Origin of the sequence: Accumulibacter sp., from assembly GCF_023806635.1 — a bacterium.
Taxonomy (GTDB): domain Bacteria; phylum Pseudomonadota; class Gammaproteobacteria; order Burkholderiales; family Rhodocyclaceae; genus Accumulibacter.
In genome coordinates this window covers 65,469-80,809 of the sequence record NZ_JAMTDQ010000023.1, presented here as the reverse complement: position 1 = coordinate 80,809, position 15,341 = coordinate 65,469, and the positions used below count along the sequence as shown (strand labels likewise).

The following is a 15,341-nucleotide window of genomic DNA, read 5'->3' as shown; positions in this document are numbered from 1 at the left end:
CCCACACGACATTACACGGAGTTGGCATGAGCGCAAGTCTGATCAAAGTCCCACAAGGCGGCCAGAAAATCGTTCCGGGGCAGGCTGTCCCCGACAATCCGATCATCCCGTTCATCGAGGGCGACGGCATCGGCATCGACATCACGCCGGTGATGATCAAGGTGGTCGATGCGGCAGTAGCCAAGGCCTACGGTGGGGCGAAGAAGATCTTCTGGATGGAAGTCTACGCCGGCGAAAAGTCGACGCAGATGTACGGCTCCGACGTCTGGCTCTCCCCCGAAACCCTTGGCGCACTCAAGGAGTTCTCGGTATCGATCAAGGGGCCGATGACGACGCCGGTCGGTGGTGGCATCCGCTCGCTGAACGTGGCGCTGCGCCAGGAACTCGATCTCTACCAGTGTGTTCGCCCGGTGCGCTACTTCCGGGGTGTGCCCTCGCCGCTCAAGGATCCGGCCAAGACGAACATGGTCATCTTCCGCGAAAACACGGAGGACATCTACGCCGGCATCGAGTGGGAAGCGAATTCCGAGGGCTGCCGGAAGGTCGTCAAGTTCCTGCAGGATGAGATGGGCGTGAAGAAGATCCGCTTCCCGGCCAGTTCGGGAATCGGCATCAAGCCAGTGTCACAGGAGGGTACCGAGCGCCTCGTTCGCGCAGCCATCAAGTACGCGATCAGCAACAAGCGCAAATCGGTGACGATCGTCCACAAGGGCAACATCATGAAGTTCACCGAGGGCGCCTTCCGTGACTGGGCTTACGCGCTGGCGAAGAAGGAGTTCGGTGGCGTCGAGATCGATGGTGGGCCGTGGCTCAGGCTGCCCAATGGCATTGTCATCAAGGATTCGATCGCCGACGCGTTCCTGCAACAGATCCTGCTGCGCCCGGCGGAGTACGACGTGATCTGCACGACGAACCTGAACGGCGACTACATTTCGGACGCGCTGGCCGCCCAGGTCGGTGGCATCGGCATCGCTCCGGGCGCCAACATCTCCGACGCCTACGCCTGTTTCGAAGCGACGCACGGCACGGCACCCAAGTATGCCGGTCTCGACAAGGTCAACCCGGGTTCCCTGATCCTCTCGGCAGAAATGATGCTGCGCCACCTCGGTTGGTTCGAAGCCGCAGACCTGATCATCGCCTCGATGGAAGCGGCGATCGGCGACAAGGTCGTCACCTACGACTTTGCGCGCCTGATGGATGGGGCCACCGAGGTCTCCTGCTCGGAATTCGGCGACGCCATGATTGCCCGCATGTAGGGAGTCGATGCGACGCAAGCCTGGCTTGCCGCACCACGAGGGACCCCCGCGAGGGGGTCCTTTTTTTCTTTTCTCGGTCATCGGGTGAGCACGTCCCAATGGCCTTCTTGGCATCATCCCGCTCGCTTGCCCGTCAGTCGCAAGCCCTCGGCAGGCCCTTGCCCAGTCGCGCGGACGATGCGGTAGAATCGCCCACAACATCGGAGCGACGGCATCCCACCGTTCTGGCCCGGCGATGTCGCCCTGGATTCCACGCCGCCAGGTGCCGGGGAAAGGATCGGCTGCGCGGCCAGTCTCCCGAGGGGGGCGCGGCGGCCGGCCACACCCTGCACCGCGAGCGCCGTGCGTCGCAACCACCAACTGCCCAGAGGGAGGCCACCGATGAATCGCCGGACCAGTCTTTCCGTGGCTGCACTGCTCCTCCTCCCCCTCAGCGCCAGCGCCAGACCGCTGCCGGATGATCCGCTCGAACGCCGGTGCTGGCTGCAGTTCACCGCTGACCGCGCCGCCGTCAACCTGTTCGCCGACTCGACGCCGGTAACGTTCTCCAACCTGCGCGACGGTTTCCAGGTTCGCAGCCCACTGTGGGTCGAGTTCGGCATCCGCGGCATGGGCGTGATGCCTGCCGGCAACAAGCGCGAGCAAACCGGCCACCACCACTTGCTGATCGACACCCCGCTTCCGGCATCGGTTGCCGAACCGATTCCCTTCTCCGACAAGCACCGGCACTTTGGCAAGGGACAGACAGCGGTCGCGCTGGACCTATCGCCCGGACCGCACAACCTGCGCCTGCTCTTTGCCGATCACGAGCATCGCCCATATTACGTCTTCAGTCGCAAGATCAACATCATGGTGACGGGTAGCCGAAAGGACTTGCCGAAGCCGAAGATCGACCCGGCTCGCTTTGCCGAAACCTGCCAGGCGTGGTACCAGGATGAAGTGACGACGCCACCGGTGGCAGAGAAACTCGTCTACGTGAAAAACCTGCGCAACGGCGAGACGGTCGGCGCCCCTTTCCTGCTCAAACTTGGTGTCGTCGGGCTCGGTGTCGCAGCGGAAAGGACGGCCATCGCAGATACCGGGTTCTTCCAGATCGACGTCAGACAGAATCGCTCCGTGCTGCGGAGCCTCCGGCTGAGTGACGGCCAGACCGAGACAATCCTTGATCTCGAACCTGGCGACTACGATCTCGACCTCACCTTCCTGGCCGGCAACGGCCAGCCCCTGTTGCGCGACCAACTGCAGGTCACGGTCACCAAGCGCCAGACGATGACCCGCCCGTGAAGGACCGGACGATCGCCAGATGCGTTCCCCGTGGAGGTGGCGGGCGCGGTGGCCGCAGCGATGGTAAGATGCATCGAACCGATTGCGACCTGCGACCCTGAACGGCTCGTGCCTGCCGGTTGGGACCAGCCTGCGGGCTCCCAGAGAGGCCCGGTCGCCGTTCGAATTCCGCTTGAACCGGGCAGGAAAGCTTGTGAGATGACGAAAGCCTTGCGCCAGACCGCCGTATCGATGATCTGCATGCTCCTCATCACCATGAGTGGCTGCAGCCGGGAGCCAGAGAGCAGCATCCCGACGGCACCGCCAGCCATCAGCGTCGAAGAGCCGCCAACCGAGGCGCCCGCCTTGGCAACCGCCGCCGCCCGCGGTGATCTGGCCGCCATGAGGGCGCAGCTCGACGCAGGAGCCGAGATCGACGACACCGACACCCTTGGCAGGACGGCCCTGCACATGGCTGCTTTCTACGGCCGTACCAGAGCCAGCGAACTGCTGCTCAACAGCGGCGCGAATATCGAAGCCCGCGACCGCATCGGCATGACGCCGCTGCATGCAGCGGTTGTCGCCGGTGGAAGACTCGAGGTGGAACTCTTGCTGTCGAGGAAGGCCGCTGTCGATGCGCGCAGCGAAACCGGCCAGACTCCACTGCATCTGGCCGCGGCAACCGGCCAACCGAGGGTGGCGCGCGTCCTGGTCGAGAACGGCGCCGATACGAAGAGCAAGGACAAGAGCGGCAACACGCCGCTGTTCTACGCCTCGCGCAACAGGCACCCGGTCACCGCGGAACTGCTCCGACAGTACGCCGCGCGGGATTGACCCGGAAGTGGGTGGCGAGGCAGCGGCAGCGATAGTGACGACGACGCCCCGCCGGCACGGGGCTGTCAACTCGCCGCCCGATCGCTCGCGTCCACGCCATTCTTCTCGTCCGCTCAGGATTTCCTGGTCGCTTCGTCGCGCAGTTCACGGCGCAGGATCTTGCCGACGTTGGTCTTTGGCAGCTCACTGCGGAATTCGACCTGTCCCGGAACCTTGTAGCCGGTCAGATGCTCGCGACAATGGGCGATCAGCACCTCGGCCGTCAGTGCCGGATCCTTCTTGACCACGAAAATCTTCACCACCTCGCCCGACTTCTCATGCGGCACCCCGACTGCCGCCACCTCCAGAACGCCGGCGTGTTGCGCGACCACGTCCTCGACCTCGTTCGGGTAGACATTGAAACCGGAGACGAGAATCATGTCCTTCTTGCGGTCGACAATCCGCACGAAACCCTTCTCGTCCATCACGGCGATATCGCCGGTGAGAAGGAAGCCATCCGGCATGATCACCTTCGCCGTTTCCTCCGGACGGTTGTAATACCCCTTCATCACCTGCGGGCCACGAATGCACAGTTCGCCGCGCTCGCCGAGTGGCACGTCCCTGCCCGCATCGTCGCGAATCGTGACCTCGGTCGACGAAATCGGAACACCGATGGCACCATTGTAGGCCGGGATGTCGAGCGGATTGATGGTTGCCGCCGGCGAGGTTTCGGTGAGACCGTAGGCCTCGATCAGCGGCTTGCCGGTCACCTGCTTCCATCGTTCCGCCACCGCCTTCTGCACCGCCATGCCACCGCCGAGGGTGACCCTGAGGTGCCCGAAATCGAGCGCGCAGAAGGCATCGTTGTTCAGCAGCGCGTTGAACAGCGTGTTGACACCCGTAATGACGGTAAAGCGATGCTTGGCGAGTTCGCCGACGAAACCGGGAATGTCGCGCGGATTGACGATCAGCAGGTTGCTGGCACCAATCTTGAAGAACGTGAAACAGTTCGCCGTCAGGGCAAAGATGTGATACAAGGGCAGCGCCGTCACGACCATGTGCTGTTCGTCGCCAAGCGCGGGATTGATCCAGGCGTGCGCCTGCGCAAGGTTGGCAAGGATGTTTCGATGCAACAGCATCGCCCCTTTCGAGACGCCAGTGGTACCCCCTGTGTATTGCAGGAAGGCCAAATCCTCCTGCTGCACGCTGACCGCCTTCAGTTCGGCAGCCGCCCCCTTGCCGAGTGCCGTCCGGAAATTGACCGCCCGCGTCAGGGTCCAGGCGGGGACCATCTTCTTCACGTACTTGACGACGAAGTTGACCACCGCTCCCTTTGGGAAGGGAAGCATGTCACCCAGACGAGCCACGATGATGTGCTTGACCGGCGTCCGGGCGACCACCTGTTCGAGTGTCACGGCGAAGTTCTCGAGAATGACGATCACTTCGGCACCCGAGTCCTTGAGCTGGTGTTCGAGCTCGCGCGGCGTATACAGCGGGTTGACATTGACTACGACATAGCCCGCGCGCAGCGCGCCGAAGATGCAGATCGGATACTGCAGGACATTCGGCATCATCAGCGCCACGCGTGCGCCCTGCGGCAGCTTGAGAACGGATTGCAGGTAAGCGGCAAAATCCCGTGACAGCTTGTCGAGTTCGCCGTAGGTGATCTGCGCCCCCATGCTGATGTAGGCGACACGATCGCGATACTGACCGACACTCCTCTCGAACAACTCACCGAGCGACTGGAAGTCGCTCAGGTCCACCTCTGCTGGCACACCCTTCTGATAGCTCTGAAGCCAGATTCTTTCCACGGTTCTCCTCCTGTGGTTACCTTGTCCAATATTTTCACTCTTGCATGCCCATCAGATCCACGGCCACTCCAGCCGGCCGGGCAGAAGCGTCCTGATGAACGCAAGCCCACACCATTCTAGAGGATTTGCCCTGACGCTGCTGCCCGAATGGCTGTTTCCCGGCTACCGCAGCGAACGGGTGATCGATCGATGCACATCGTTGCTGGTCAGTCAGCACTCGCCGTCGCCACCAGGAACGAGCGGCAACCGGATCAACGCTCCAGATATCTCAGCTTGTCCGGCTTGCCGCTCCACTCGTCGGCATCCGGCAATGCTTCCCGGCGCTCTGAAATGACCGGCCAGATCTGTGCCAGTTCCGCATTCAGGGCAATGAACCCTTGTTGCGCCTGCGGTACATCATCCTCGGCGAAGATTGCTTCCGCCGGACACTCCGGGACGCAAAGGGTACAGTCGATACACTCTTCGGGATCGATCACGAGGAAGTTCGGCCCTTCATGGAAGCAGTCGACCGGACAGACGTCGACGCAATCCGTAAACTTGCATTTGATACAGTTCTCTGTAACAACGTACGCCATGATTGTGTTTCTGAAGATATGAGACGAAGACGACTATAACGTAATTGCAGCGGTTCAGGCCAACGCACGGCTTCCCTTGGCGAGTTTTTTTCGCTAGCATTGCGTGGCTAGCCGATTGGAGTCCAGGTCGCTCCCAGGGCAGCCCCCCGTCTGCGCTCACCAAGCTCCCCATCCAAGATCCCGCAAGAGGCTTTGAATGAACGAACACATCCATCACGTCACGGACGACAGCTTCGCTGCCGACGTGTTGCAGTCGGCAGAACCGGTTCTGGTCGATTACTGGGCAGAATGGTGCGGCCCGTGCAAAATGATCGCGCCGCTGCTCGACGACATCGCCACCGACTATGCGGGCCGCCTGAAGGTCGTCAAGCTGAACATCGATGACAACCAGAGGACGCCGGCAAGCTACGGCATCCGGGGCATCCCGACGCTGATGCTGTTCAAGAACGGCAACGTCGAGGCGACGAAGGTGGGGGCTCTGTCACGCGCCCAGTTGGTCACTTTCATTGACAGCAATCTCTAAAGCCACTACCCTCGCGGCCTGATGGTACCGGGGGCCGACGCGAATCTCCCGCTCGAAGCCCCCCCGCCCGGTCCAAAGCGTTCAGGCACTCTCGCTCTCTTGCATCAGTCCTAGCCGTCCTCGCGCGGCGGTCGCCGCACATCCCGGGTCGATCTGCCTGCGAGCGGTCGCCCGGCCATTCCCTCATTTCTCGTCAGCACATGCAACTATCCGAACTCAAAGCGCTACATGTCAGCCAGTTGCTCGATATGGCGGTCAACAACAACATCGAGGGCGCCAATCGCTTGCGCAAGCATGAGCTGATCTTTGCCCTGCTGAAGAACCAGGCCCGCAAGGGGGAAAGCATCTTTGGCGACGGCACGCTCGAAACCCTTTCCGACGGTTTCGGCTTCCTCCGCTCGCCGGACACCTCGTACCTCGCAAGCACCGACGACATCTACGTCAGTCCGAGCCAGATCAGGCGCTTCAACCTGCACACAGGGGACACCATCGAAGGGGAGATTCGAACGCCCAAGGAGGGGGAGCGCTATTTCGCCCTGGTCAAGGTCGACCGGATCAACGGCGAGACACCAGAGGCATCGAAGAACAAGATCCTGTTCGAAAACCTGACACCACTGCATCCGGCCGAGCATCTGGAACTCGAACGGGACATCCGCGGCGAGGAGAACATCACCAGCCGCATCATCGACATCATCGCGCCCATCGGCAAGGGACAGCGGGGGCTGCTGGTAGCCAGCCCGAAGAGCGGCAAGACCGTGATGATGCAGCACATTGCGCACGCCATCACCAGCAATCACCCGGACGTCTCGCTGATCGTGCTGCTCATCGATGAACGCCCCGAAGAGGTGACCGAGATGACACGCTCGGTGCGTGGAGAGGTCGTGGCATCGACCTTCGACGAGCCGGCGACCCGCCATGTACAGGTTGCCGAAATGGTCATCGAGAAAGCCAAGCGCCTGGTCGAACACAAGCGGGACGTCGTCATCCTGCTGGACTCGATCACCCGCCTGGCGCGCGCCTACAACACGGTGCAGCCGGCGTCCGGCAAAGTCCTTACCGGCGGTGTCGACGCCAATGCACTGCAGAAGCCGAAGCGTTTCTTCGGTGCCGCGCGCAACATCGAAGAAGGCGGCTCCCTGACCATCATCGCCACCGCCCTGATCGATACCGGCAGTCGGATGGATGACGTCATCTACGAGGAGTTCAAGGGCACGGGCAACATGGAGATCCACCTTGATCGCCGGATGGCGGAAAAGCGCGTCTACCCAGCAATCAACGTCAATCGATCGGGCACGCGCCGGGAAGAACTGCTGCTTAAACCGGACGTCCTGCAGAAGATGTGGATCCTGCGCAAACTGCTCTACAACATGGACGATCTCGAAGCGATGGAGTTCCTGCTGGACAAGATCAAGGCAACGCGCAACAACGGCGAGTTCTTCGACTCGATGCGCCGCTGATCCGCGGCGAAAGCGGCCATCGATTCCGTTCCCGTCGGCCCCGGACCAATGGCGTGCCTGACGCAGCCAGCCGGGGCAACGGCAGATTGCAGCCGAGCGAGAAATCGCGGATAATCCGGCCCTGCGGAGAGACCGACCACCCGCGCAAGGCCCATTGCCGATGGCGCGGCTGATAGCGCGCCATTTCCAACGTACCGGAAGAACAACAGATGAAAGAAAAGATTCACCCCGCATACAACGAGATCACGGTGAGCTGCTCCTGCGGCAACGTCTTCACCACGCGATCGACGATGAAGAAGGCGCTGCACGTCGAGGTCTGTTCAGCCTGCCATCCGTTCTACACCGGCAAGCAGAAGATCATCGACACGGCGGGTCGGGTCGAGAAGTTCAATCAGAAGTACGGCGCCATGCGCAAGACGGCCTAGGTCGAACGGCGGGTTCGACCAGGAAGGCAGCCCCCAGGCTGCCTTTTTCGTTTCCGCCAGACATGCGCCTCCGGCACTAGAGCCCAGATGCTGGCAACCGCGCAGCCGGCTCGCCTACGGGGCCTCACGCTGCCGCCCGGCGGCTGGAGCCTGGCCGTCCTGCTCGCGCTTTACGTCCTGCCGGGCCTGATCGGCCACGACCCTTGGAAGAACGACGACGCGGTGACCATCGGCGTCGTGCACGAGATGCTGTCGAGTGGCAACTGGCTGACACCCGGACTCGCCGGCCGCCCTTATCCTGACGCCCCCCTTTACTACTGGCTGGCCGCGAGCAGCGCCTACCTGTCATCCTGGCTGCTGCCGCTGCATGACGGCGCCCGCCTGGCCAGCGGAGCATGCACATTGCTGGCGCTGGCATTCATCCTGCTCGCGGGGCGCGAACTGCATGGCCGCACCGAGGCGCCAGCGGCGCCTCTGCTGCTCGCCGGCAGCATCGGCTTCCTGTTCCACGCGCATGAAGCGCAACCGATGCTGGCGACGCTGGCGGCTCATGCGGCCACCTACTGGGGCCTGACGCAACTGGCGCGGCGACCGCGCCGCGGCGCCATCGTTTTCGCCATCGCCCTTGGCCTCGGTCTCCTGACCAACGGCTTGGCAGCGATGCTGCCCCTGCTGCCAGTCGCCGCCTTCGTCGCTTGGCGCGCCGACAACCGGCAACGTGTGGCCCTCCTGCTGGCGGCCTCCGTCCTGCTGGCCACCCTTCCTGCGGCCACGTGGCTGGCGGCTCTGGCGTTGCGCGACCCGTCCTACCTGGCCGCCTTCAGTCTCACAGAGCTGAGCCAGCTCGCCGGCACGGCGCAACCGTGGCCACGACTGCTGCGCCTCCTGCTCATGCTGCCCTGGTATGCCTGGCCGGCCTTCCCACTCGCCGCTTGGGCTCTGTGGGCAAAGCGAAGGCATCTGCCGAGCACGCCGCTTGCCCTGCCCCTCTTCGCCCTGCTGTCCGCGCTACCCATGATCAGCTTCTGGCTGGATGCGCGCAGTGCATCGGCGCTGCTGCTGCTGCCACCCTTGGTGCTGCTCGCAGTTCCCGGAGTCAGCTCGCTGCGGCGGGGCGCCGCAAACGCGTTCGACTGGTTCGGCATGATCACCTTCAGTATTCTGGCAGTGCTTGCCTGGATTGGCTGGTGCGCCATGGTTTTCGGCTGGCCGGCGACTCTGGGCCGGCAGTCCCTGCGCCTGGCACCCGGTTTCATCGCCCACTTCAGCGTCGTCGCCGCCGGCTTCGCACTGTTGGCGACGGCCGCGTGGTGCTGGCTGATCGCCACCACGGCGCGCTCACCGATGCGCGGCATCATGCACTGGATGGCGGGACTGACGCTCTTCTGGCTACTGATCGCTACCCTCTGGATGCCCTGGATCGACCACATCAAGACCTATCGTCAGGCCGCCGCATCACTTGCCAGAAACCTGCCGGCAGGCTATGGGTGCATCGTGAGCGTCAACGTCGCGGATCCCGTATTGGCCTCACTAGACTACTTCGAGGGTATTCGCACGGTGTCAGCGGCATCGCCCGCCGCTGCGCACTGCCAGTTGTTCCTGTTCCATGGCTCACCCAAGGACGGCGGTCTGACGGCAGGGCGGGACTGGCGAAAGATATGGCAAGGAGGCCGCCCCTCCGATCGCCGCGACAGCGAGAAGTTGCAGCTCTACGTGCGCGGTGGCAAGCGGAGCACCACAGCCGGCACCTGAGGGGTAGTGCAGAAATCGTCGCGAGCGGGCCGAGATGGAAGGCACGAGCGAGCGACGAAACACGTCCGATCGCCAGGCAAGGAGGGAGCGAGTGGGCGACGCCGCAGGTCAGTCGCGCAGTGGAGTCATCACAATCTCTGAGTCGCCGGAACGAACGCGCACTCTCCTCCGCTCATGCCCGGATGAAGTTCTCGCGGTAGTACTGCAGTTCGCTGATTGACTCACGGACGTCTGCCAGCGCCGTGTGATCGGCCTTCTTCACGAACGCTCTGGCGACCTCGGGTTGCCATCGCCGGCAGAGCTCCTTGAGCGTGCTGACGTCGAGATTGCGATAGTGGAACCATGCCTCCAACTGTGGCATGTAGCGCAGCATGAATCGACGATCCTGGCCAACCGAATTGCCGCACATCGGACTCGCCCCCTGCACCACGTGTACTCGCAGAAAATCCAGCGCCGCCGCTTGGACTGCAGCCTCGTCGAGCCGCGACGCCCTGACCCGCTCGATCAACCCCGAGCGACCGTGCGTCTTGCGGTTCCACTCGTCCATTCCATCGAGACAAGAGTCCATCTGGTGCACCACCCAGACTGGTGACTCGGCGATGGTCACCAACTGGTCGTCGGTAAGGACCATCGCCAATTCGATGATGCGATCCCGCTCGGGGTCGAGCCCCGTCATTTCCATGTCCAGCCAAACGAGGCGATTGTCGGCCTGTGCCATATAATCCGATCTGGTCCCGAAAAGCGCCATTGTGTCACAGCCCCATGCCAAACACCTTCTCCCTTTCGTTCATCGTCGCCCTGCTGCTGATGTGCGGTTGCCGACTGTGGTTGACGCAGCGCCAGATGAACTGCGTCATGGCGCACCGGGCAGCGGTCCCCGCCGGCTTCGCCGATCGGATCGATCTCGGGGCGCATCAGAGAGCGGCTGACTACACGCTGGCCCGCAGCCGCTTCGGCCGGGTCTGCCTCTGCGTCGAAATGTGTCTGCTGCTCCTGCTCACGTTCGGCGGCGGTCTGCAAGCGATCCACGACTTCTGGTCGCCGCGTCTCGACGACCTGGCTTACGGCGTCGCCGTGATCCTCAGCGTCGTGATGATCTCGGCCGTGGTGGACCTGCCGCTGACGATCCATAGGCAGTTCGTCATCGAAGAGCGCTTTGGCTTCAACCGCATGACGGCAGCCCTGTTTCTCGTCGACCTGGCGAAGCAGGCCGTGCTCGGACTGGTCATCGGTGCCCCGGCAATACTTGCGGTGCTTTGGCTGATGGAACGGATGGGGCCGTGGTGGTGGTTCTACGTCTGGCTCTTCTGGTGCGCGTTCAATCTCCTCCTGCTGCAGCTCTACCCGAGCTGGATCGCCCCCCTGTTCAACAGGTTCTCCCCGCTCGACGACGACGCCCTCAAGGCGCGCATCGAAGCACTCCTCGCACGCTGCGGCTTTGCCAGTTCCGGGCTCTTCGTCATGGATGGCTCGAAGCGGTCCAGCCACGGCAACGCCTACTTCACCGGCTTTGGCCAAAGCAAGCGGATCGTCTTTTTCGACACCCTGCTCGCCCGCCTGCAGCCAGGCGAGATCGAAGCCGTACTGGCGCACGAACTCGGTCACTTCCAGCATCGTCACGTCGTCAAGCGAATGATCATGCTGTTCGCCATCTCGCTCGCACTCCTCGCCCTGCTGGGTCAGCTGATCAATGCCGAGTGGTTCTTCAGTGGCCTCGGTCTACGCGACAGGAACATGGCTCTCGGACTGCTCCTCTTCTTCCTCGTCGGCCCGGTCTTCACCTTCCTGCTTACCCCTCTGCTCAGTCTGCTGTCGCGCCGGGACGAATTCGAAGCCGATCGTTACGCCGCGACGAACGCCTCGGCGGAGGGCCTCGTCGCGGCGCTGGTGAAGCTCTATGAGGACAATGCAGCCACCCTGACGCCAGACCCGTTACACTCGCTTTTTTATGACTCCCATCCACCCGCTGCACTGCGCATCGCGCGCCTGCAGAGAACCTGAGAACCAGCGACGACGAGGAGGCCACACGATGTCAGGACAACAGGATCTGGCTGCTGATCGCTGCCGTCCGCTGCGCGGTACTGAGCACGCCATCGACCCGATGCAGGCAACCCAAATGCTCGTCGACCTGCCGGGCTGGCAGATCGACGCCACCGGCGTTCTCTGGAAAAGGTTCGGCTTCGACAGATACACCGGCGCCGTCCTTTTCGTGAACATCGTCGCCGGCCTGGCTGAACGCGAAAATCACCACCCCGATCTCGAGGTCGGCTATGGCCACGTGATTGTCCGCTACAGCACCCACGACGTCGGCGGGCTGTCGCGCAATGATTTCGTCTGTGCGGCCAAGATCGAGGCACTGGCGGGAATTTGACCGTAACCGGAACGGTCGTCGCCGCCTACGGGCGACAGTATCGTGTCGAGCTCACCGACGGCGCGACCGTGCTCTGTGTGCCTCGCGGCAAGAAGGGCGAGTTCGTCTGCGGCGACGGCGTCATGATCGACAGGCTCGACTCGCAACAAGGAGTGATCCAGGCACTCGCACCACGGCAAAGCCTGCTCTATCGCTCCGACGCCGGCCGCGAGAAACTCATTGCAGCCAACGTGACGCAGATCGTCATCGTCGTCGCCACCGAACCGCCGTTTTCGGACGAACTGGTCACCCGATGCGTCGTCGCCGCGGAAAGCCAGGGCATCGCCGCCCTGATCGTCCTCAACAAGTGCGATCTCGAAGACCGGCTGGCCACAGCGGCCGCCATGCTGGCGCCGTACGAGAGGCTCGGCTACCGCGTCCTCAGACTGACTGCGCGGCGCGACGCCAGCCCGCTCACGGAGCATCTTTCGCATCACCTGAGCCTGCTGATCGGGCAATCCGGCATGGGCAAGTCCACACTGATCAATGCCCTGATCCCGGGCGCGCGTGCCCCGACGCGCGAGCTATCCCACGCGCTGCACACCGGCAAGCACACGACGACCCACGCCCGCCTCTATCGCCCGAACCGGCATGCGGCAATCATCGACTCGCCCGGGCTGACCGCCTTCGGGCTTCACCACCTGTCGTCCGCAGAGATTGCGGAATCCTTCATCGAGTTGCGCCCGCTGCTCGGCAGTTGCCGCTTCCGCAACTGCCGCCATGACCGGGAACCGGATTGCGGAGTCCGGGCTGCGCTGTCACGCGGGGAAATCGACCCCCGCCGCTTCGCTGCCTTTCGCGCACTTTGCGCCGAGATCAACTGACCTTCCACGAGGAGCCCTCGCATGAGCGACATCCGCATCCGCCGCCTTCACGGCAAGAGCCTCGCCGAGGCACGCGCCTCGGCCGAACACATGGCGACCGAATTGAACGAGGAATTCGACCTGAGCCATTCCTGGAACGGGAATGTCATGCGCTTCAAGCGTCCCGGTGTCTCGGGTGACCTGACGGTCGACGAACGGGACGTCGCTCTCAACATCCACCTCGGACTCCTGCTCTTCGCCCTGAAGCCCACGATCGAACGCGAGATCCACCGCTTCTTCGACGAGAACTTCCCCGTCTGAAACACGCCGGGCTCTGGATTGTGCTTTCTCAGCCTGCCCGCAACTGCTCCACGAGCGCGACGTATTGGTGCATCGCATCTTCGCCGGCGGTGCCCTGCAGCGCTGCCCAGGCATCGAACTTGGCACGGCCGACCATGTCGGTGAAACCCGGGCGCCTGCCGGCGACGTCGCCATCGGCAGCCTGCTTGTAGAGCGCGTACAGCTTCAACAAGGTGGCATTGTCGGGGCGCTCGGGCAATGTCTTGGACTGGGCCACGGCGGCCTCGAACTGGGCTTTCAGGTCACTCACTCTGGTTTCTCCGGTTGATGGTCGGTTGCGACGCTATTATATGGTCTTGAGTTTTCCCGGGGGTCGCTGCGATGAGCGCGCGCGAACGAGTCTCCAGCGTCGACACCGCCTGGCTGCGAATGGATCGGCCGGAGAACCTGATGCAGATCGTGGGCGTGATGGTTTGCCACGGCCGCATCGATGACGAGCGACTGCGACGAACGGTTGCCGGCCGTCTGCTGCGCTACCGCCGCTTTCGCCAGGTCATCCAGGAAGACGCTGACGGCCTCTGGTGGATCGACGATGCCGACTTTGCCATAGCAGCGCATGTCCGCCGTTCGCTTCTGCCACCACCCGGTGGCAAGGTCGAACTGCAGAACTTCGTCGCCGAGATGGCCAGCGTGCCGCTCAATCCGGCACGTCCACGCTGGGAATTCAACGTCGTGGAAACGGCCGACGGCAACTCTGCGATCGTCATCCGCATCCACCACGCGATCGCCGACGGAATCGCCCTCATTGGCGTCATCCACTCACTCACCGATGAGCGGGCCGATGCGCCGCCGCAGACGGGGCAACTGGACACAGAGGCAGGCGCGCCGCCGACGCCCGATCGCGACACGGCGAACGACGACACGGGCTCCGCCATCTGGCGCACCGTGTTCGAGCCGCTCGTCGATCTCGCACAGGCGTCGCTGAGTCTGGGCGGCAACCTCTGGGGGCAGTACCAGGGTCTGCGACGCGATCCCGCAGGTCTGCGTGATTACACCAGCGTAGTCCGGGCAGTCGCCGAGGAGATCGGCAGGCTCGCCCTGATGCCCGGTGACACACCGACCCGTTTCAAGGGAACGGCGTGTACCATCAAGCGTGTCGCCTGGTCCCAGCCGCTGCCGCTGGCTGAGATCAAGGCCGTCGGCCAAGCGCTCTCGTGCTCGGTCAACGACCTGCTGCTCGCCGCGGCCGCCGGTGCCATGCGGGGCTATCTGGTACACAAGGGCGATGCCGTGGAAGGGGCGGAGATTCGCGCCATGGTCCCCGTCAACCTGCGCCGAGCGGGTGATGGCGAGGAACTCGGCAACCACTTCGGCCTGGTCGCGCTCGAGTTGCCGCTCGGCAGCGACAACCCGCTCGTCCGCCTCCATGCAACGCGCGCCAGGATGGCTGCCTTGAAGGCGTCGTATCAGGCGATGCTGACCTTCGCCCTGCTCGGCGCGGCCGGCATGGCACCGCGCTTCATCGAGGACCAGATCCTCAGGCTGCTGACCAGCAAGGCGACGGCGGTGATGACCAACGTCCCGGGGTCAGCCGAGGCGCGCTTCCTCGCCGGCTGCCAGATCGAGCAGCAACTGGCTTGGGTGCCACAAGCCGGCGACATCGGTGTCGGTGTCAGCATCCTGTCCTACAATGGCCGCGTCCAGTTTGGCCTCATCACCGACCGGAACATGGTCGACGATCCGCAATGGATTGCCGACCAGTTCGGCCGCGAATTCGAGAAGCTGCTCTGGCTGGCATTGCTCGAAACACCCGAACGGCTGGCTGATCCGCTGCTCGTGGCGGACGACGTGAACGCCCTGAGCAAGCGGCACGACGCTCACGCGGCTTCCTGAGCCAACCGCGGCGGTCGTGGGTGCCCCCTGCTGCGCGGCCGGTCTTCGTCACGCAACGAG

Annotated in this window: 16 protein-coding genes; 12 read left to right on the top strand and 4 right to left on the bottom strand. The window is 63.4% G+C overall.

What is annotated here, in order from left to right:
- Positions 1 to 26 precede the first annotated feature (26 nt).
- From icd to NFW30_RS04025, 3 genes are all read left to right on the top strand, one after another.
- Positions 27 to 1,256, top strand: a complete 1,230-nt coding sequence (gene icd, locus NFW30_RS04035; RefSeq protein WP_295355888.1) for an NADP-dependent isocitrate dehydrogenase — start codon at positions 27 to 29, stop codon at positions 1,254 to 1,256.
- Positions 1,257 to 1,637: 381 nt separating this feature from the next.
- On the top strand, positions 1,638 to 2,540 hold the full coding sequence (locus NFW30_RS04030; RefSeq protein WP_295355887.1) for a DUF4399 domain-containing protein: 903 nt from the start codon (positions 1,638 to 1,640) through the stop codon (positions 2,538 to 2,540).
- A gap of 198 nt (positions 2,541 to 2,738) precedes the next feature.
- The gene (locus NFW30_RS04025) at positions 2,739 to 3,353 is read left to right on the top strand and encodes an ankyrin repeat domain-containing protein (protein WP_295355886.1); all 615 of its coding nucleotides are present in this window, start codon (positions 2,739 to 2,741) and stop codon (positions 3,351 to 3,353) included.
- Positions 3,354 to 3,466: 113 nt separating this feature from the next.
- Here the strand turns inward: NFW30_RS04025 and fadD are convergent, their stop codons facing one another.
- Complete coding sequence (gene fadD / locus NFW30_RS04020) at positions 3,467 to 5,143, bottom strand: long-chain-fatty-acid--CoA ligase FadD (protein WP_295355885.1); 1,677 nt, start codon at positions 5,141 to 5,143, stop codon at positions 3,467 to 3,469.
- Between the two features lie 251 nt (positions 5,144 to 5,394).
- On the bottom strand, positions 5,395 to 5,718 hold the full coding sequence (fdxA, locus tag NFW30_RS04015) for a ferredoxin FdxA (RefSeq protein ID WP_295355884.1): 324 nt from the start codon (positions 5,716 to 5,718) through the stop codon (positions 5,395 to 5,397).
- Positions 5,719 to 5,914: 196 nt separating this feature from the next.
- Between fdxA and trxA the strand changes: the two genes are divergently transcribed.
- The 4 genes from trxA to NFW30_RS03995 all read left to right on the top strand — a co-directional run bounded on the left by trxA (position 5,915) and on the right by NFW30_RS03995 (position 9,875).
- Positions 5,915 to 6,241 carry a thioredoxin TrxA gene (gene trxA, locus NFW30_RS04010; protein WP_034933209.1) on the top strand — a complete coding sequence of 109 codons (327 nt, stop codon included), beginning with the start codon at positions 5,915 to 5,917 and terminating at the stop codon, positions 6,239 to 6,241.
- A 200-nt stretch (positions 6,242 to 6,441) separates the two neighbouring features.
- On the top strand, positions 6,442 to 7,698 hold the full coding sequence (gene rho / locus NFW30_RS04005) for a transcription termination factor Rho (protein WP_295355883.1): 1,257 nt from the start codon (positions 6,442 to 6,444) through the stop codon (positions 7,696 to 7,698).
- Between the two features lie 209 nt (positions 7,699 to 7,907).
- Positions 7,908 to 8,123 (top strand): 50S ribosomal protein L31, encoded by a 216-nt coding sequence (gene rpmE, locus NFW30_RS04000; protein WP_295355882.1) that lies wholly within the window; start codon positions 7,908 to 7,910, stop codon positions 8,121 to 8,123.
- A gap of 87 nt (positions 8,124 to 8,210) precedes the next feature.
- Positions 8,211 to 9,875: a glycosyltransferase family 39 protein gene (locus NFW30_RS03995; RefSeq protein ID WP_295355881.1), complete on the top strand. Its 1,665-nt coding sequence runs from the start codon at positions 8,211 to 8,213 to the stop codon at positions 9,873 to 9,875.
- Between the two features lie 172 nt (positions 9,876 to 10,047).
- On the opposite strand, the gene orn is transcribed toward NFW30_RS03995, so the two are convergent.
- A complete protein-coding gene (gene orn / locus NFW30_RS03990; protein ID WP_295355880.1) occupies positions 10,048 to 10,593 on the bottom strand; it encodes an oligoribonuclease in 546 nt (181 codons plus the stop codon).
- A gap of 44 nt (positions 10,594 to 10,637) precedes the next feature.
- Between orn and NFW30_RS03985 the strand changes: the two genes are divergently transcribed.
- From NFW30_RS03985 to NFW30_RS03970, 4 genes are read left to right on the top strand one after another with little or no spacing between them, the layout of a single operon-like run.
- Entirely contained in the window at positions 10,638 to 11,876 is a 1,239-nt protein-coding gene (locus NFW30_RS03985) for a M48 family metallopeptidase (protein WP_295355879.1), read from the top strand.
- A gap of 28 nt (positions 11,877 to 11,904) precedes the next feature.
- Positions 11,905 to 12,246: a 4a-hydroxytetrahydrobiopterin dehydratase gene (locus NFW30_RS03980; RefSeq protein WP_295355878.1), complete on the top strand. Its 342-nt coding sequence runs from the start codon at positions 11,905 to 11,907 to the stop codon at positions 12,244 to 12,246.
- Positions 12,243 to 13,109 carry a ribosome small subunit-dependent GTPase A gene (gene rsgA / locus NFW30_RS03975; protein ID WP_295355877.1) on the top strand — a complete coding sequence of 289 codons (867 nt, stop codon included), beginning with the start codon at positions 12,243 to 12,245 and terminating at the stop codon, positions 13,107 to 13,109. Before NFW30_RS03980 ends, rsgA begins: the two co-directional genes overlap by 4 nt.
- A gap of 21 nt (positions 13,110 to 13,130) precedes the next feature.
- Complete coding sequence (locus tag NFW30_RS03970) at positions 13,131 to 13,409, top strand: polyhydroxyalkanoic acid system family protein (RefSeq protein ID WP_295355876.1); 279 nt, start codon at positions 13,131 to 13,133, stop codon at positions 13,407 to 13,409.
- A gap of 28 nt (positions 13,410 to 13,437) precedes the next feature.
- Here NFW30_RS03970 and NFW30_RS03965 read toward each other — a convergent pair whose 3' ends face one another.
- Positions 13,438 to 13,698, bottom strand: coding sequence for an acyl-CoA-binding protein (locus tag NFW30_RS03965; protein ID WP_295355875.1), 261 nt, complete (start codon positions 13,696 to 13,698; stop codon positions 13,438 to 13,440).
- 71 nt (positions 13,699 to 13,769) lie between these two features.
- Here NFW30_RS03965 and NFW30_RS03960 point away from each other — a divergent pair, with 71 nt between their 5' ends.
- Positions 13,770 to 15,281, top strand: a complete 1,512-nt coding sequence (locus NFW30_RS03960; RefSeq protein WP_295355874.1) for a wax ester/triacylglycerol synthase family O-acyltransferase — start codon at positions 13,770 to 13,772, stop codon at positions 15,279 to 15,281.
- Positions 15,282 to 15,341 lie beyond the last annotated feature (60 nt).